At 40.6% G+C, this 19,028-nt stretch carries 14 protein-coding genes; 4 read left to right on the top strand and 10 right to left on the bottom strand.

All coding sequences use genetic code 11. The features are described from left to right. The first annotated feature begins 23 nt into the window (after positions 1-23). Complete coding sequence (locus tag ENH88_RS07335) at positions 24-1,415, top strand: MATE family efflux transporter (RefSeq protein WP_349768648.1); 1,392 nt, start codon at positions 24-26, stop codon at positions 1,413-1,415. 127 nt (positions 1,416-1,542) lie between these two features. Here the strand turns inward: ENH88_RS07335 and ENH88_RS07330 are convergent, their stop codons facing one another. From ENH88_RS07330 to ENH88_RS07310, 5 genes are all read right to left on the bottom strand, one after another. Beyond that, positions 1,543-2,733, bottom strand: a complete 1,191-nt coding sequence (locus ENH88_RS07330) for an alpha/beta hydrolase-fold protein (RefSeq protein WP_304181231.1) — start codon at positions 2,731-2,733, stop codon at positions 1,543-1,545. A gap of 142 nt (positions 2,734-2,875) precedes the next feature. Further along, entirely contained in the window at positions 2,876-4,219 is a 1,344-nt protein-coding gene (locus ENH88_RS07325) for a DNA-processing protein DprA (RefSeq protein ID WP_304181228.1), read from the bottom strand. After that, positions 4,216-6,315 carry a RecQ family ATP-dependent DNA helicase gene (locus tag ENH88_RS07320; protein ID WP_304181226.1) on the bottom strand — a complete coding sequence of 700 codons (2,100 nt, stop codon included), beginning with the start codon at positions 6,313-6,315 and terminating at the stop codon, positions 4,216-4,218. The genes ENH88_RS07325 and ENH88_RS07320 overlap by 4 nt, the downstream gene beginning before the upstream one ends. Positions 6,316-6,605: 290 nt before the next feature. Continuing rightward, entirely contained in the window at positions 6,606-7,157 is a 552-nt protein-coding gene (locus tag ENH88_RS07315) for a DNA-binding protein (RefSeq protein ID WP_304181224.1), read from the bottom strand. Then, the gene (locus ENH88_RS07310; protein ID WP_304181222.1) at positions 7,157-8,284 is read right to left on the bottom strand and encodes a helix-turn-helix domain-containing protein; all 1,128 of its coding nucleotides are present in this window, start codon (positions 8,282-8,284) and stop codon (positions 7,157-7,159) included. Before ENH88_RS07310 ends, ENH88_RS07315 begins: the two co-directional genes overlap by 1 nt. A 236-nt stretch (positions 8,285-8,520) precedes the next feature. Between ENH88_RS07310 and ENH88_RS07305 the strand changes: the two genes are divergently transcribed. Then, a protein-coding gene (locus tag ENH88_RS07305; protein WP_304181220.1) for an IS3 family transposase occupies positions 8,521-9,626 on the top strand; the annotation gives its coding sequence in 2 pieces (ribosomal slippage) (positions 8,521-8,773 and positions 8,773-9,626; 1,107 coding nt in all). A gap of 347 nt (positions 9,627-9,973) precedes the next feature. Here the strand turns inward: ENH88_RS07305 and ENH88_RS07300 are convergent. Continuing rightward, positions 9,974-10,891 (bottom strand): hypothetical protein, encoded by a 918-nt coding sequence (locus ENH88_RS07300; RefSeq protein ID WP_304181218.1) that lies wholly within the window; start codon positions 10,889-10,891, stop codon positions 9,974-9,976. A gap of 277 nt (positions 10,892-11,168) precedes the next feature. Here ENH88_RS07300 and ENH88_RS07295 point away from each other — a divergent pair, with 277 nt between their 5' ends. After that, on the top strand, positions 11,169-12,116 hold the full coding sequence (locus ENH88_RS07295; RefSeq protein WP_304181216.1) for a TauD/TfdA family dioxygenase: 948 nt from the start codon (positions 11,169-11,171) through the stop codon (positions 12,114-12,116). A 510-nt stretch (positions 12,117-12,626) separates the two neighbouring features. Here the strand turns inward: ENH88_RS07295 and ENH88_RS07290 are convergent. The 3 genes from ENH88_RS07290 to ENH88_RS07280 all read right to left on the bottom strand — a co-directional run bounded on the left by ENH88_RS07290 (position 12,627) and on the right by ENH88_RS07280 (position 15,821). Continuing rightward, a complete protein-coding gene (locus ENH88_RS07290) occupies positions 12,627-12,929 on the bottom strand; it encodes a hypothetical protein (protein WP_304181214.1) in 303 nt (100 codons plus the stop codon). Between the two features lie 199 nt (positions 12,930-13,128). Further along, positions 13,129-14,949, bottom strand: coding sequence for a glutamine--fructose-6-phosphate transaminase (isomerizing) (gene glmS, locus ENH88_RS07285; protein WP_304181212.1), 1,821 nt, complete (start codon positions 14,947-14,949; stop codon positions 13,129-13,131). A gap of 113 nt (positions 14,950-15,062) precedes the next feature. Then, positions 15,063-15,821 (bottom strand): DeoR/GlpR family DNA-binding transcription regulator, encoded by a 759-nt coding sequence (locus ENH88_RS07280; protein WP_304181211.1) that lies wholly within the window; start codon positions 15,819-15,821, stop codon positions 15,063-15,065. 180 nt (positions 15,822-16,001) lie between these two features. Between ENH88_RS07280 and ENH88_RS07275 the strand changes: the two genes are divergently transcribed. Next, a complete protein-coding gene (locus ENH88_RS07275; RefSeq protein WP_304181208.1) occupies positions 16,002-16,529 on the top strand; it encodes a sugar O-acetyltransferase in 528 nt (175 codons plus the stop codon). Between the two features lie 96 nt (positions 16,530-16,625). Here the strand turns inward: ENH88_RS07275 and ENH88_RS07270 are convergent, their stop codons facing one another. Beyond that, on the bottom strand, positions 16,626-19,028 hold the full coding sequence (locus ENH88_RS07270) for an ABC transporter permease (RefSeq protein WP_304181206.1): 2,403 nt from the start codon (positions 19,026-19,028) through the stop codon (positions 16,626-16,628).

The following is a 19,028-nucleotide window of genomic DNA, read 5'->3' as shown; positions in this document are numbered from 1 at the left end:
TTGAAATTAAGGAAGGTTAAACAATGCAAGGACAAAACCTAACAAGTGGCCCTATTCCAAAGCAGTTATGGTCTTTGGCATGGCCTATGATGCTCTCAATGTTTTTTCATTCCCTCTACAACTTAGTGGATGCATTTTGGGTTGCGAAAATTTCAGCTTCTGCCATTGCCGCAGTATCAATTTCACAAATAATTTTATTTATTATGATCAGTTTGGCAATGGGTATCTCTGTTGGCACTTCTGTCTTAGTTGGGCAAAATATTGGGGCAAAGAAAATAGCCGTCGCTGAGCGAGTACTCGGTCAAGGCTTTCTATTAACCATTATTGCGGCACTGCTTTTTACCCTGTTCATTTTTAGTTTCCGTAATGAATTTCTGATTATTTCTGGCGCAGTTGGCGACATATTACCGCTAGCAACCCCCTATTTCACTGTAATCACTGCGGGATCGATACTGACATTTTTAATGATGATGATCTCGATTTCTTATAATGCCCAGGGTGATAACTTTACCATGACTAAACTCTTCGCCCTTTCCACTATGATTAATATGGTGCTTGATCCCATTTTTATTTTTGGCTATGCAGGTTTCCCTGCGTTGGGTATTGCTGGTGCCGCGTATGCAACCTTGATCTCTCAAGCTGTTTTTATTGTACTAGCCTTAAGGTTATTGATGAAACCCACCATGATGGTGCCGCTACACCTAAAATATTTACAACTAAGTTGGTCGTCGGTAAAAAAAGTCATCGATATTGGATTGCCCGCATCGCTCAACCAAGTACTTAATCCACTGGGTTTTTCTGCATTAATGTTTCTTGTTTCAGCTACTTTTTTAGAAGCAGGGGCCGCCGCTTTTGCTATCGGTTTTAGAATAGAGTTTTTTGCTTTTATTCCCGCTATTGGCTTTGGTTTTGCTGCAATGTCGATGATTGGGCAAAATATCGGAGCAGGTAATCACGATAGAGTTCGTGCAGTTTTAAATGTGTCTGTACGGTATGGCTCAGGCTCCGCCTTGCTGTTTAGTTTACTGGTGTTAATTTTTGCTCCTTATATTGTGGCCATTTTTACAGCTGATCCGCTTGTCACAGAGTATGCCCTGCAATATTTTCGCATCGTGCCATTAGGCTACCTCTTTTTTGCCGTTGCTTTCATTGAAGCCAGTATTTTTCAAGGCATAGGAAGATCATGGCCAGGTTTTTGGATTACATTTGCAAGAATTGGCCTTTCTCTCGTCATTAGCTTTATTACCATTAACGTATTCGCGTTAGCAATTTGGACTGTTTGGATAGCTATTGTTGTTGGTAGTGTTATTGCATCTTTATTTGGGCTGCTATGGCTCAAACGTGCACTCACATCAGCTCAACAAGAAGAGCAACAACCAGATCGGAACTTAGGCACAGAGGAAGCCCTGCCATAACAAAGCAGCTGTTTAAAATATCGAAAGCTTAACTAAGTTTGGAAGATCAGTGCCACTAAACTCAAAACGAAAGCTACCAGCCCATGATAATGCCATTCACTAAAGAATGAGTGGCATTAATCTTATATCAACGCTTATTATTTAACTGTATTTGCAACCTAGCTTTTGTTTCTTTTAAGTAATTTATATAAGGATATGAGTCATCTGCAATGGCCAAAGCAGATTCCATATATTCAAGCGCTTGACGAGTATCACCTTGCATTTCATAACCATAAGATAGAGCTGAAAGCGCATCGACGGATTTGGGGTGGTTTTTTAAATTGTACTTAAACACCTCAATAGCACGGGCAAACAGCTTGCTATCCGTTAGGTTGTAACCAAGTAATCTAACAGCACGGTCTGGTGGAGATATCTGCTGGCCCCATTGCTGAGATAATGTTTTATAATATGCATCAATAGACGCAACATCGTCAGTTAAAGCACTCATTGGCATTTGTTTAGGTAAAAATAAGTTGTGATAGGCATTAAATGCCCCTGCGACAGAAGTTAGGTTATGCGAGATGCCAGCAAACGCATCACTAAAAAAGCGTAACCCTCGCACTTTATGCGATTGCATAGATTGCTGTAGTTCATCGTACCTTTCGCGCATTATGCCAGCTTCTTCGCCAATATTGATGTAAACGTAGCTGTTAAGCTCTTTGTTTTTCGCTATAAACGATTTTGTACTTTTTACCGATGCACCATAGTTCCACCAAACTGCGGGGCTATACGCAATGTGCGCTTGAAATAGTTCAGGGTTTGCCCGCAATGCATATAGCGCAAATACACCACCAGCAGATGCGCCAGAAATAACCTTATAGTCATGCGTGCGATAATTCTTATTAATGAGAGGAATAAGCTCTTGCTCAAAGAATGCTAAAAACGTTGCTGCACCGCCCCCTTCACCAACTGGGCCCTGTGGTTCCTTGTTCACTGTAGGATAAAAATCTCTGAGTCGATTGGTGTTTTCAATAGCGACAATAATAACCTCAGGCGCACGATTATCATTTTGTAAGCGCTCAATAACAGCACTAGCAAGCGGTATATTACCCGCTCCATCTAAGCGATATATTACCGGATAAACTTTATCGGGTTCAGCTTGGTAGCTTTTAGGCAATTGAACGACAACAGTACGTTCTTCATTTAATACAGCCGATTTAATAGTGTGCGTGAACTGAGAATAATCTACGGTTTGTTGTTTGGTGTTCGGTTGTGCCAAGGCACTTTGAGAACTAAAAATACTAAAGCTAATAAAACAAATGGCAGCAAATAAACGCATGACTTATCCTTAAGAGATGTTGGTAATTTTTTAAGCTAACAGAATTACAGATACGAACGAAGCATATATTACACCTTAAATATATGCGATTAGGCTCCATCCAGTAAAGTTCGCCAATTAACACTTCTTCGAATATGTCTTTCTATTTGTTATTCTCGATTTTGTAACGTACAGGGCGATTCAGTTTTTTCACAACCCCTTCATCTTCAGCTCGCTTCAACCAAGCTGTAAGTTGTGACTTATGAAGCTGGGTTTGCTCGATCAAATATTCTAGCTTAATTGATTCCTGAGCCAACCTATTAAGCTCTTCAGTAAATAATTGATAAAAATCAATAGGTCCAGTTTTGGTAGCAGAACTATCAGGAATCGGTTCGTTTGAAGAATTGCTTTGCTCATCTGCTTCGAGCACTTCTTCTGATGTATCGCCAGCTCCGAGTTGAGCTTGCTCTTTTTCAGCTTTGATTTCAGGTTCATCTAGCAATTCTGACTGCTCAGGCATAGAAAAGAGATCCGCCTGTTCTACTGAGGATTGATCTGCATGCCTACTTGCAATATTAAATAAATCTGAGACGGCAAAGTTACTGCCATATTCTTCTAACCAACGTCCACCTTTACCAACCAAATCAGCATTTGCAGCATCTTTGTCGTCAGTTTGTTTTACCCAAAGTGGCACCCATGCTTTTTTTAAATTTTCTTCAGCTCCATTTAGTGTGCCGCCTTTTTTGCCTGAGTGTATAACCAAGGAGCTATCGGCCAAGCAATAGATATATTTGTTTCTTGCCATGGCATTGCCGGCACTAAACCCTGCTTCAGGGTAAAAAGGCGATATCAACACTGCGTGACCGTCCATTAAACCTTTTCGCCATTTACTGCTTGTCGCTGCTTTTAAAAGACTATCAGCCATAATACCTATTACAGCGCCGTCAGTTCGAATTGCGCCTAACATAGCGGTTTCGTCAACACCACGAGCTCCACCTGATACAATAGCAATATTTTCATAGGCTGCTTTTGCACCTATTTCACCGGTGAATGCTAAGTCACTGTCACTCGCATTACGCGAACCGATAACGGCCAAGCCACCCGCATTTAATAAATCTTTATTACCGCACCCAAATAGGACTGGGGGAGAATCAGTCTTCAAGCGTTGTTTAAGTCGTCTTGGATACTCAGGATCAGAGCGGGTAACCACCCATAAACCTGCTCGCTGCCATTTTTCCATTGCAAGAGCCAAGCTGTGGCCTCGATTTAACAGCTCAATTATGCGCTCTGCACTAATTCGTGAGTCAAACCAACCTTGCAGTAATGGTACAGGATCTTGCTCCAATAAATCCGCGGGGGTAATGGACTTTTCTTTCAACCATAAGGCAAATCGACCCCACTCTGCATTTGTCAGCGGTTTAGTTTTTTCACTGCTCGCTTTCGAGAAGTAACTGGTCAATAACAGCGTTGCTTGTGCTGTTGATGACAACGTTGTGGAAATACTCATGAATCTTTTACCGATGATGAAGCTAAAGCAATCGGATAAACCAAACCACTGCCAGCTTGTTGTAATAATGCAGCTATCACTGTTAACGTCCAACCTGAGTCAACTATGTCATCCACTAATAACACAGGTTGACTGTGATAACGTTGTGCCACTTGGAACGCACCATCTAAGTTATGGCACTGGTGGAACCGGTTTTGCTGCCCTTTTTGTTGTTGATTATCTTTGACTTTACTAATCGCATCTACAAAAGGTAGGCCTAATCTTGCGGCTAATCGACGAGCAAAGTCTGGTACTAATTCAGGATGGTTCCGAGAAGGTACGCAGCATACCCATTGAGGTGCAGGGTTAGGTTGCCAGCGTTGTTGAATCATTTCAGCCATTGCTGCAACTAAATCATCGCAGAATCGACCTTCATGCTTGTTATCTGCAACCGTTCGGCCCCATCCAGCATCTCCCCATCGTGATAGAACACGCCCTTCTTGTGCTCTAATTTGCTGTGGAAGATTTCCTCTGAACTCATATTCTTCAAACGCATTTGCCGCGACCTGAACGTTTGGCTTAATAACCATTTCAGCATGTTTTAAAAATGTACCTGCTCGATGCACTAGAGCTGGTTCAACCGCAACATCGATAACAGCTTGTTCAAGACAAGTAGCACACTTACCGCAAGGAGTAGGATCATGATCATCTAATGCACGGCGTAAAAATGTCATCTTACAACCAGCATCTTGAATATACGATTGCACTTCTTGCCACTCTTGAACTCTTTGTCCTGTTAAATGAGCAATTCTGGCATGATCCATTTGGTAGCGAATAGGTGTTCTTAACCAGCGGCTACCTTCTTTAATTACTGGCGCGGGGTTTTCGACACTAAGCAACTTGAGCACTTTTTCAATCTGGCCATGACGCAAATTAGTTTGCTCTTCAATATTACGAAGCGAAAGTCCATCACTCTGTTCAAGTACGTTTAATATTTCGTCGACTTGTTGGCCTGTAGGGAAGGCTGAATCTCTAAAGAATGCATGAATATCTTGGTCTTCAACTCCCGACATAAGCACGCCTATCGCGTGTTCTATACCACGACCTGCACGCCCAACTTGTTGATAATAAGCAACAATAGAGCCAGGTGCTTGATAATGAATAACAAAGCTTAGATCTGGCTTATCATAACCCATACCCAAAGCAGTCGTTGCAATAAGTACTTTCAAATCGTTATGTAAGAGTAACTCCTCAAGGTGTTGCCGGTACAAGTTACTATTTTCAAATCCTTCCGCTTCCACACTGCCATGGTAGGCTTTTGCATCTATACCATTCTCACATAGCCAATTAGCAACTTGCTCTGCGTCTCGCACCGTTAGGATATAAACAATACCAGTGCCAGGTAAGGTTGGAATCACTTGTGCAAGCCATGCTAAACGAGATGCTTGATCAGGGAGTGTCATTGCTTGCAATGCTAAACTTTCTCGTATTAACGGACCCCGGTGAATTTGAATATCACCAAGCTGCGTTTGTATATCTTCAACGACTCTATCATTTGCTGTAGCAGTAGTACCTAAAACAGGGGTGTTGGCCGGTAGCTGGCGTAAAATATTAACAATGCGCCTATAATCTGGGCGGAAATCGTGACCCCAATCCGATATACAGTGGGCTTCGTCAATCACCATCAAGGCGATACGGTCAGCAATCGGTTGCAACACCGTTTCAATAAAGTTGTCGTTCGCTAATCGCTCTGGTGATATTAATAAACAATCAATCTGATTATTCAGAATACGTTGGGTTACCGCCTGCCAGTCGTTTTGATTGGAAGAGTTCATGGTTTCAGCGACAATACCCAATCGCTGCGCGGACTCTATCTGGTTGCGCATCAAAGCCAGTAAGGGCGAGACAATAATCGTTGGCCCCATACCACGATCACGAAATATTTTAGTGCTAATAAAATAAACCGAGCTTTTACCCCAACCGGTTCGCTGGACTACTAAGAGTTTCTGACGATGATTAACGAGTGCATCAATGGCTTCCCATTGTCCATCACGAAATTCAGCCGTTGGATTTGCTAAAGCTGTTTGCAATAATTGTTGTGCTTGTACTCTGTTCATAATCTTTCCTTGATTTGTTTAGTTAACTTACCGCTCACAAGACTTAATTTTGTATATCGGCTCGATAGTGTTTTTCCAACTCACTCCGCTTAAGCCGTCAATAGTTATTCACCTTATCGGTCGACAATACGTCGCTTATGGCTAATCGAAAAAGAGTAAGATCATTAACTTTATTAGTCAGAATAGGATAACTCATTTGAGTAAATCCCACTTATATTTAAAAATTACAATTTAGCTTCAGTTTACTCTTTTACGTATGTAGATCAATAAGTGAGGAGTTGAGTGGGCAATTAGAGATCGGGGAAGAACTTTTTTAAGTCACGGTGCAAATTAGCGGGACAGTCACCAATAGCTCGCCAGTATTCAATAATACCTTTAATCTTTTTTAAATCAGCATGATTACTGTCATGCATAATTTTTAGTAACTCTAATGTCGGCATAACTGGAACTTCAAATTCTTTTGCAAGCTCTGTCATATCTTGGTCGTCGGTGACAACAGGAACGCCTAGCTCTAAAGCGTAAGCGATATATAAAGCATCTACTCTCGATGGGCCTGGTAGCTCGGTTTGAACAAAGTCCCAAATAAAATCAAAGTTAGTGAGAATAGCTCTTTTTTGCTTACGACCGACAGTTGGAAAGCTTTTTCGATTTTCTGAATATTCGGCTTCGTCAACCCAAGGAAATTTAGAGTTTAATCGCCTATTAGCTAGCTCATCATTTAATTCAGGCAGGATATATAAGCAATATTCATTGTCGCCGAAAGGCACAAACAAAAGTGGTCGTATTGTTTGTGCTAATCTGAGGTAAGAGTTGGTATCTACAAGTATCTTTGATTGAGGCATTAAGTTAACTCAGAGTGTATGCTCCGAGCATCGAGCAATGGCATGTCCATAACCACTTGAACATATCCAGGCCCCTTGTTTTGTTCTTTTAGGTATTTTCTAAGTAACTCGAAGAAAGGTGTCTCAAATGCATTTTCAGTTCTATTTATAAATTCTCGTGCATCAAGCTTTTGAATATCACCCAATAACGCATCACTTAAGTTATGAAAGCGTTTGTTAAAATTAGTGACCGCACCATTAAACGACCTACTTAACTCTATGTCTGGTAAACCTTTATATGCTGCATATTTATTGGTTTGTCCTAAAACGGTATAAGGCGATATGGTTTGCTCGTCAGCCAAATCAATGACTTTTTGTATTTTTGCAGCGCTAGTTCTTTGATTGTTTATCTCTGTATATGCTTTTGCAGCAAGAGCAAACGGAAATAACAAAGCGCCAGCAAAATCATCAGCAAAATCTTCTGCATCATCACCTGATAGAGACGGAGATAAACAATGGCCAAGTTCATGTGCCATCCAAAACTTAAAATCATGGATGTTTGTGTCTAAATTTAGATAAACCCAAGTTGTTTGAGAATCAGGTAAGTGGATATGTATAGCATTCTCATGGCGTTGCTTTGTTCCCCACAAAGCAGGAACCACGACAGCTTGGAGCTCAGTAAATCTACGAATTAAATGGTCGAAATCGACAGTTTCTATTTCACCTAAATTAATGTCAGCACGAACTTTAGCAGTTACCTGACGTAAATATTCGTAATCACGATTCGGTGATTTTAGCACTGGTGGCATTTCCAGCGTTTCAAAAGGTAGGTAAGGTACTAGATGACGTAAAAAGCGACCTATTTCTTGTGCTTTTTCTATATGATGATTTTTCGTCTTTGTACCTGCTTTTTTGCGAAAAGCTATCAAAGGAGCGTTTGGCTCATCATTAATTACAAGCTCTTCAAAACTTAGTTGTAAGAGTTTTGCAAGCTTCAAAAGTTTATTAGGTCTTGGGAAAGATTTGGCATTTAGCCATTGTGAAACTGCTTCTTTTGTTACGTCCAAAGACTCAGCGACTGCGGTTTGATTCAACCCAGCTTGTTCCATTGCATCTTGTGCGCTTTTGATATTAAGTCTCTTTTGCATGGCGAGGAGTATATAGTGAAGTCAAGTTTTGTCAAGTTTGTAGTAAGTATACATTATGAATAAAAAACGGCCACATATCGTGACCATTTTGTTTCGTACTCTTTACCAGTAGCGAACTTATAAGTTGCGTACTTTCAAATTTGTTGCGCACATTAAACCCTGTTTCGGTAATCCCCCCGAAAAATAATGGGTGTCAAATGTAGAATTTTCTCTTATTGTAAACACGGGAGAAAATTATGAAAAAAGCACATTTTACAGACAGTCAGATCCTCGCTATTTTGAAGCAAGCCGAAAGCGGTGTCCCGATCCCTGAGCTATGCCGTGAACATGGTATGGGCAACTCAACTTTCTATAAATGGCGCGCAAAATACGGCGGTATGGATGCCTCTTTAATGACGAGAATGAAAGAACTTGAAGATGAAAACCGTCGTTTGAAGAAAATGTATGCTGAAGAGCGACTTAAATCCGAGGTGATTCAAGAGGCTATGGCAAAAAAGTGGTAAAGGCTTCTGAGCGCAAGATATTGGCACATGAAGTCGTTAGTACAAATAAAATGAGTATTGCCTTAGCCTGTCGCACTTTCATGATCAGTGAAACGTGTTATCGCTATACGTCGACATTAAAAAATGAAAACTTAAAAATAGCAGAGCTGTTACTCGATTTGACTGAATCAAAGCGCAATTGGGGCTTTGGGCTATGCTTTTTATATTTTCGCAATGTAAAACGATATAAATGGAATCACAAACGAGTTTACCGTGAGCTTGAGTTAAATTTGCGTATCAAGCCTAGGAAACGCTTAAATAGAGATAAGCCTGAGCCATTGGCAGTACCAGAAACCATTAATGAATGTTGGTCAATGGATTTTATGCATGACCAATTAGCAGATGGCAGAGCGTGTCGTCTGTTTAATGTCATTGATGACTTTAATCGTGAAGGACTGACTATTGAGGCTGATTTATCATTGCCTGCTGAACGTGTGATCCGCTCGTTAAATCAAATTATAGAATGGCGCGGAAAACCAAAAGCTATCAGGTGTGATAATGGCCCAGAATATATTAGTAAGCAGCTAGCGCAATGGGCGTTGAATAATGATATCGAATTACGGTTTATTCAACCGGGTAACCCGCAGCAAAATGCATATATAGAGCGCTTCAATCGAACGGTTCGTTACGACTGGCTGAGTCATTATATTTATAGCGATATTAGTGAGTTACAAGACAGAGCGACTGATTGGCTATGGACTTATAATAATGAACGGCCTAACATGGGCTTAGGTGGTATAACACCAATACAAAAGCTGGAAAAGTTAAACAACGGAAATTCTACAGCTCGCCTCCATTAAAAATGGGGGGATTACCTTTCGAACATTATTTAACGTGCACATGTAGCCCCGCAATATAGTTTCATACTAAGCGGTGCTCTAGGGCCTGTGTTTTTGTTTGGAAATTTGAAGATGGGAAAATAGAGTTTCATACTGAACTGGAGACTCTGTCAGATTGGCCTAGATTTCAAATAATAAAGTTTCACCCTAACGACATATATCCCTATTAAAACACAACCTAAAGTTTTAGCTCAATATCATCACATTAAGGCTGAGCTCTTTGATAAGCCATGTACACTCTGCATATAAGCACCTATTAAAAGAATGTCTCGCCTAAAGCTCTTAGCCGAGGCATTCTTTGATTATAATTATTTTTTGAGTGCTACATATACAATATTTTGAACTGTCAAACCAATTTCGTTGGACATATAAAGAAGGTGCGCGTGTATTTTTTGAGGAACTCTGAGCACCCACTTACATTTATCCCCAATATTCTCTTTACGATTAACATCTAAGATTTCTTTCTTTACTTCATCCAGATTTACATCATAGAAACCCGAATATTCCAATATGTAATCTCTTACTCTATTGCCGCAATACTCATTAAATGAAACATCTGTCGAATCTGCTTTTTGTTGTAACAAATCTTTAGATAGCTTATCTGTATACATCCCTATGTTGCCAGAGCAAGAGGTGGCTCTGATTTCTTCAACTTTTTGTTGGACTTCTTTCTCATATTCTATTTTTCGGAGCCTATCACCCCAAATAACCAAGTCTTCTTCTGATGATTCCACAACTAGAGTTTCTATTTTTTTTACCAAAGATTCTTCAGCCTGGTGACTAAAAGGGCTCGTGCAAACCAAACCGAATTTTCCCACCTCCGACACCCAAACAATATAGCTATTACTTTCTTTGTGATAATCTCGCTTTATACACTTCCTAGCATTAAAAATAAACCTTTGATACCTATCAAGTTTTTCAGTTTTATTTGCGTTTTGTAATTTATACTTAGGGTAGTAAAGCCTAACTCTCAAGGGAGATGACCTTCTCCCAAAGTTTTCGCTAGTCAGAGTTTTTAGTTTTGCAGGCACTCGCTTTTTTCCCTGTTTTACCGCTTTTTTTCTTTTATCTTTCCGTTCAACAGGTGCATCTCTCGAAAAAAGGCTAGCTGTTTCTCTAGTCTGTTTAAAGTTTTTAGCGTCTATTGACAATTTATGACGATCCCCTTTAGCCACTCTGGCTTTCCTTGCGCTACTTGATTTCTCTATTTCCACTGGTTGATTCATAATAAACTCCTCTCCACAATCTTTCTGAAAACTGCTATCGGTGGTTAACTATGCATAGTTTTGCCTTCAGGCCCACAAAGTAGAGATATTAGACAAACGAGAAAACGGCGAAAAGAGAATCCTTTCACCGTTCATTTTTAAAATCACTACTCTTTTCATGCATATATACTTTTTAGTCAAGATTACAGTACTTTTTACCTTGTTTTCTATCACAGATTAGCCTATAAATGATAGAAAGAAAAGTGAAATGAAAAATTACTTGGGTAAGGAGTAGACAGTGACCGAATTTGATTTAAGTAACTTTCGTTTAAATGGAGATGAACAAAACGAAACTGACCCAAGGAAAGATCCACATACCAATGGACTATTGTTCGCTGATAGCCATTTTCTTTCAGAGGAACTGGCATTAGGGATTGAATCATCTATCCAATCTCAAGAACCTGTTATTATATTAAGGGGAGCATTCGAAACACACACATACCCGTTAACTCCAACTGAGTTTCAAGTTTCTGATGACAAATATTGGTGGTCAGCAGCTAATACAGCTAATGGTATAGCTAGCAAATTTGGCCTAAAGCTTTGCAGTTATTATAGTGAAAATAATGGTGAGTTATTTGTTAATTTAGTCGCTAATCCAAATAATAAAAAATCACAAAATGCGATGCGCGGACATACTGACGCTGTTGCTCATCGTATGCCACAAGAAGTAAATATTCTAAATGAAAGTCCTAGTCCAGACTATGTAATGCTTATTGTTCTAAGAAACCCTAATAAGGTTCCCACTATCGTAGCATCACTTAGCGATATATTAGAAAGGCTCAGCGTTTCCGCAATGGACGAGTTAGCCTTACCTCAATTCATTATTCGTCCACAAGCAACTTTTAATATAGATCGGATCCTATATAACGTTCCCATTTTATTTTTGAATCCATTCTCAATAAGGTATAGCCATGGCAAGGTCAGCTATGACCCAAAGGGAACAAATGCCGATAAAGTGAAAAATGCAATATCAGAGTTAAATGAAGCAATTATTACCTCATCTTCCGAGGTAGTAGGAAACCCAGGCGATATAATTCTTGTGAATAACCGCACAGCAATCCATGGACGAAAAGCTCCTGGCTCTGACTCTGCTGGTGATAGCAGATGGTTAATGCGAACTTATGCTATTTTTGAGGGACAAAGTACTTCCCACAAGGAGGGAGTTCCAGACAAGCTTATGCCATAGAAGGGTGATTACCATCTATCATAGATTCTGCGTGATCTAGTCTCTATCAGTGAGCTCAGACACTCAATGTTAGTATTGGCAGTTACTACTGACTTTTATATATCTGTAAGGTTCATATACTTTATCAAATCCTATCTGAAACAGCCAAAAATGTTGGACTTCCCTATAAATCTCATGAAAAAGCACTAAACTCATCTCTAAATATTCCTTTTTCATTACCACCTTTTTATGGATAGCAGGAGCTCTGTCATTGTATTTTTTAGCTATTAAAATTTTTTATGTATTGAAGATTCAGGCTAAAAAAACAGCTAGTTGCCGCGGCTTTGATAACAATTACTTTACAGTGTTAGGAAACACCAACAATAATTGAGTAAACTGCTTTTTCAACAGCCAAATAGATGAAATTTGTTTTATATAAAATAATAAAGTTTCACTAAAATCAATTACCTAGACTGTAGCTAAAAGTTTTAGCAAAAATAAAATAAACTGTTCTTTAAGTAAAGAATTGATTCATATGTCTTGGCTCTTTTGATGGCTTTCCGTTTGCTTTTGATGTCTTTCATTCTGCTTCCTTATCTGCTTTAATTCATTTTTGTTATCTTTCCAAGTCACAAACAGCAACATAATTGTGGCTGTTACTAGAAAGGGAGACAGAATATTATTGAAATAGCTAGCGGTTTTCTCCCACGTTTCTAACCCTGTACTAAAGCTAAACCCAAAACGCAAATTAAAAAGTACAATAATGATAATCGCGACAAAAACGAAGATAAAAATAACCATTTTAATAAGGTCACGTTGCTTTTTTTCTTTCATTTGATGAATCCCTTCATTTTTTAATCAGTTCAATTTTACAGATAGAAAGAACAAATGTGCAATATCAGAGTGTCTTCGTACGTACCTCTGTAAGTGAAAGCCTAACAAGTATGAACCTTTATTGTTCGGTATGATACTTTATTGTATGGGGTGGAACTTTATTGTCCACCCACAGCACATTAACCATAACCTATTCATTTTACTCAACAGTAACCGATTTGGCTAAGTTGCGTGGTTGGTCAACGTCGGTGCCTTTAATTACCGCTACGTAGTATGAAAGTAACTGTAATGGAATTGTATATACAACTGGAGCTATTACGTCATCTACGTGGTTTACGTTGATCACACGCATGGTGTCGTCTGACTCAAAGTGTGAGTCTTTATCAGCGAATACGTAAATAATACCGCCACGAGCACGGACTTCTTCTACGTTTGATTTAAGCTTTTCAAGCAATTCGTTATTTGGTGCTACAACGATGATGGGCATGTCGGCATCAATCAGCGCGAGTGGGCCATGTTTAAGCTCACCTGCTGCGTAGGCTTCTGCGTGAATGTATGAAATTTCTTTAAGCTTAAGCGCGCCTTCCATTGCAATTGGGTATTGTGAACCACGACCTAAAAACAGTGAGTGGTGCTTGTCGGCAAACTCTTCTGCAAGGTCGGCAATGCCATCAGCAAGTAATAAAGTTTCTTCTAATTTAGCTGGAAGCAATTTAATGGCGTTAACAATAGTGCTTTGATCTAGGCCTTTTTCTTGCGCGATAGACGCAGTAAGCATTAACAAACCAACCAATTGCGTGGTAAATGCTTTAGTAGAAGCAACACCAATTTCAGCGCCGGCTTTGGTCATAAAGGCAAGGTCTGATTCGCGCACCAGTGATGAGCCTGGTACGTTACAAATGGTCATTGATGCCATGTAGCCTTGCTGTTTAGCTAAGCGCAATGCAGCTAAAGTATCGGCTGTTTCACCCGACTGTGAAATCGTTACTAGCAGGCTGTTTTCATGTACGTAAGATTGGCGGTATCTAAACTCAGAGGCAATTTCCACGTTACAGCTAACGCCTGCAAATTGCTCAAGCCAGTAACGTGCAACCATACCTGAGTGGTAAGAGGTACCACAGGCAATAATTTGTACGTGTTTTACATCTTTAAAAATCTGCTGCGCGCTGTCGCCAAAGGCATCAATCGCTACGCGGTCGTCATTTAAACGCCCTTCAAGGGTATTACGTACAGCAAGTGGCTGCTCGTAAATTTCTTTAAGCATATAGTGACGGTATTCACCTTTACCTGATGCATCTTGAGTGATGTTTGATTCGATCACTTCACGCTCAACAGCGTTACCGTCTACATCAAAGATTTCTACGCTATCACGGGTGATACGCGCTACATCGCCTTCTTCAAGGTAAATAAAGCTGCGCGTAACCGGTAATAAGGCTAATTGGTCTGAAGCAATAAAGTTTTCGCCAAGGCCTAAGCCGATTACTAGCGGGCTGCCTGAACGGGCGACAATAATTTCATTATCGTTAGCTTTATCAAATACTACCGTACCAAATGCGCCATCAAACTGCTTAACTGCCGCTTGTACTGACGCAAGTAAAGAAGTGTGTTGCTGACGAAGTTGATGAATTAAATGCACCATAACTTCGGTATCTGTGTCTGATAAAAACTCGTAACCATCGCCTTTTAGCGCTTCACGTAAGCTGGCATGGTTTTCAATAATACCATTGTGTACTAAGGCAATTTCGCTGTTTGAAATATGCGGGTGCGCATTTGCTTTAGTCACGCCGCCGTGAGTTGCCCAGCGAGTGTGCGCAATACCGGTGTGGCCGCTAACGCCGGCTTCATTCAGCGCGCTTTCGAGGTTTGCTACTTTACCTACCGCTTTTACGGTATTTAGGCTGTTGCCTTCAAGCAATGCCACGCCTGCTGAGTCGTAACCACGGTATTCAAGGCGCTTTAAGCCTTCGACTAAAATTTTATTTACTGGGCGTTCTGCAACTGCCCCAACGATTCCACACATATTATCTCCTTTTGCACATGCCAAAGCGTCAACTTTGGGTTTGTATGTGTTGTTTAATATTTAAATGTACATCACAAGTGTTGTCGGCCTGTAATAAACATGAATTTGTAAGTTTATAGCTCAGCGCAAATCAACTGCACACCGCATGCCTCGATAGCTTGGCGAGCATCAAGCGCCAAGTTGCTGTCGGTGATAAGCGTAGTCACTTGCTGCCAAGGTAATTCTAAATTAGGGATTTTTCGGCCGATTTTTTCTGACTCCACCAGCACAATCACTTCTCGGGCAGCACCTGCCATTACTTGGCTTAAGCCCACAAGCTCATTGAAGGTAGTAGTACCGCGCTCAACATCAATGCCATCGGCACCAATAAATAGCTGATCAAAATCGTAAGAACGTAAAACACTCTCTGCAACCTGCCCCTGAAACGACTCAGAATGCGGGTCCCAGGTACCACCGGTCATCAAAAGTGTTGGCTCGTTTTCCAGCGCCAATAAGCGATTAGCCACTTTAATTGCATTGGTCATCACCACTAAACCGCGCTTATTACCCAGCTCGGGGATCATTGCGGCTGTAGTGCGACCACTATCGATAATAATGCGGTTATGATCTTTGATAAGTGCTGCTGCGGCTTTTGCAATCGCCACTTTACGTTTTGAATCAATGTCATCACTGACAATTTCTTGCGGTAGCGCAATTGCACCGCCATAACGGCGCAGTAACAACCCGCTTTTTTCAAGGGCTGTTAGGTCTTTACGAATGGTTACTTCAGAGGTTTGAAACTGCTCAGCTAAAATATCTACGGCTACCTCGCCTAACTCATTAACTTGAGTAAGAATAAGGTGACGACGTTGCTGGGTGTTTCGTTTAGTCATTAAGCAAACCATTTAAGTTTCGTTTCGAAAGTTAGGGGATTTTAAACGAAACAACATAAATGGCAAGTGAATGTATAAAAATACCGCTTTTTTCATAAAAATATAATAAGCCCCATCAAGCGTTGACCTTATTAGCAATCAAGTTAAGCTAAGTGCAATTATAAATAACGGCGTTAATTCATGAATAAATTCAACAGCCTCGATAAATCATATTTAGAGCAACGCAAAATCGCCCATGAAATCTGCCGCTTGTTTGCAAAAAGCCCAAGTAAAGGTAATTTAAAGCGTATTAAAGGGCTATTTTTTCACTCTGGCGAGAGCGTTATTATTGAGGCGGGCTTTCATTGTGATTATGGCTCGCAAATACATATAGGTGATCGTACATTTATAAACATTAACTGCACCGTGTTAGATACGCCAATAAGTGAAGGCACAATAAATATTGGCAGTGACTGCTTAATTGGCCCCAATGTACAGCTATTAGCAGTTTCGCACGCAGTTAATCCTACAGAACGGCTCAATAAAGAGAACTTTACAGCCCCCATTATCATAGGCAATAACGTGTGGATAGGCGCGGGAGTTATAGTATTAGCAGGCATTACCATTGGCGATAATGCTGTCGTGGGCGCAGGGTCAGTCGTTACCAAAAATGTGACCGCGAACACTGTTGTTGTCGGTAATCCTGCTGTGAAAATTAAAGATATTTAAGCTTTATGTTGTAGGTCGTCATTTATGGCGACAAAATATAACAGCAAAAAGCCTAGCAATATTGCTAGGCTTGGAGTTTTGAGAGTTTGTTAATTGTTACTCATAACGCAGTGTCAACGAAGGTCGTGTACTGGCGGCTTTAAAGGCAAGGCTGGCGACTGTAAGCCAAGTAATAGCAGCAACACTAAGAGCTGCTATCAAATAAACCCAGATAGCTTGATCAACACGCTCATTAAAGTTTGCGAGCCAATCGCCCACCAGCCAATAAGTAAGCGGGTATGCTATGGCTACACTCACCACAACTAAAAGCAAAAACTCTTTCGCCAGTAGGTTCATAATGCTGATGCGTGATGCGCCAAGTACTTTGCGTACCGCGACTTCTTTTTGGCGGCGTAATACCGAGAATGACGCTAACCCAAAGGTCCCCACACACGCTAAGAATACAGCTAAGCCAGAGAACAAAGTGACAAACTCAGTGGCGCGTTCGTCATTACGATAAAGCGCACGGTAATTGTCAGCCATCATTTCTATTTTTGGGTCATAAATATCAAGCGTTTCGGCCAAAATATTAGCAAGCTGTGACTTAACATGCGGGAGCTGTGTTAAATCCAGATTAACGATAATTCTACCAACCCAGCTACTGGTGTAACCGCAAATGAAGATAGTTGAGGGCTGTGTATCTTTAACGCTACCTACTTTTATATCTTTAACAACGCCAACAACCGTTATGGTAAGCTTTTGGCCGTAACCTGTGTCAGTACGCCAAATGCTACCAATTGCATCTTCTGCTGTTGCATAGCCCGCTTGTTTAGCTAAAGATTCGGTCAATATTGCTGACGCGGTAGCTTGAGTATCACTGACTTTATTAAACCAATCAGCCCCCATTTTTGCACTAAAGTCACGCCCAGCTACCAGTGATAAATCCAAAGCACTCACAGCATCATTACCTACGCCAATAAAGGGTAATGTTTGTTTGGTAAACTGGCCGTTATCAGCCGTAAATGTCCGTGACGAGTTATAAGCACCGGTTAGTGAAATATCTATTACGCTGGCTTGTTTCACACCATCAATAGCGTTAATGCGATCTAACAGCACATTGTTTTGGTTATAGAATATATCTCCTGCGTCAATATCACTGATCATCAGCTTGCCTTCTTTTGCGTAACCAACAGGGAGTGATTGCAAATGTGCCAGCTGCTGTTGTAGCAATAAGGCGGCAATGATCAGCGCGACCGACAACGCAGACTGTAAAACCAATAAGCTTTTTCTAACGGCAATGGCTGTGCGGCCGCGTTGTATGTCACCACTAAGTACTCGTTTGGCACTAAACGCCGACATAAACATCGCAGGATAAATCCCCGCAAGCAAACCTACCAACAAGGTAACAACTGCAATTGCTGCGCCTAAAGCTGAACTGTAATTAAGCGCTAGCTGACGATCAACTAATTGATTAAAAGCAGGCGTTACCAATTCAACCAACATGCACGCTATCAGTGCTGCAATAATGGTAATAAGTAATGATTCAACTAAAAATTGGCAAACAATTTGTGATTTGCTCGCGCCAAGCGCCTTACGAACACCGACTTCTTTTGCGCGCTTTGCAGATTGCGCAATACTCATATTGATAAAATTAAAAGCCGCTAGCAACACCAACAAAATACTTAAACCAATACAAATACGCAGCGTTGAAAGCGAGCCATTCATTTTCATTTCAAAATTAGAGCTGGCAGTTAAATGTAGGGCTGTTAAAGGGTTCAACGTAAGCTGCGCTGAGTCATAATCAGAGTCTTTATAAACAACCTCTCTATAACGTTGCTCAATAGCTTTTGCAAGCTTGCCAGCATCAGCGCCAGGAGTAACCCGAATATAGGTATAGCCATTGTTATTTTGAAAGTTACTATTTGCTGGTGGCTCTTTAATTAATGCTTGAAAGAAAAAATGAGTGTTATCTGGCAGATCGGCAAATACCGCACCGACTTGCCAACGTTTATTACCCTGTATTAAGGTCTCACCAATAATAGCCGTGCTGCCAAAAATCCGTATTGCGTACTGCTCACTGAGAGCAATCATATTTGGCGTAGTGAGTACTTTTGCCAGATCCCCTGCTGCAATATCGATATTGATAAAATCAGTCACGTTACTACGCGCCGCGAGTACATTTTCTAATTTGTAGCCAACCCCATCACGAACAAACTCAGAGCCAGGTGGGACCAAATCAAGTGAGAGTATGTCTTCAATTTCAGCCATGTCTTTAAAAGACGCGATCACATCTTTATTGACTACGGGTGCCCCCATTCCAAGTGATGGAAAATATTGATATACACGATACACGCGATCAGCATTCGGTTGTTGCTCATCATAAGACGCTTCATTAAAGGCAAACATGGCCACTAAAATAGCCGCAGCTAAACCAACACTTAAACCAATAATGTTAAGCAGAAAATGCTGTTTTTGCTGTTTAAATGCCCTTAGGGCTGTCACTAAATAATTAATAAACAT

Source organism: Pseudoalteromonas prydzensis (assembly GCF_011050055.1).
Lineage (GTDB): Bacteria > Pseudomonadota > Gammaproteobacteria > Enterobacterales > Alteromonadaceae > Pseudoalteromonas > Pseudoalteromonas prydzensis_A.
This window is presented reverse-complemented; position numbering and strand designations above follow the sequence as displayed.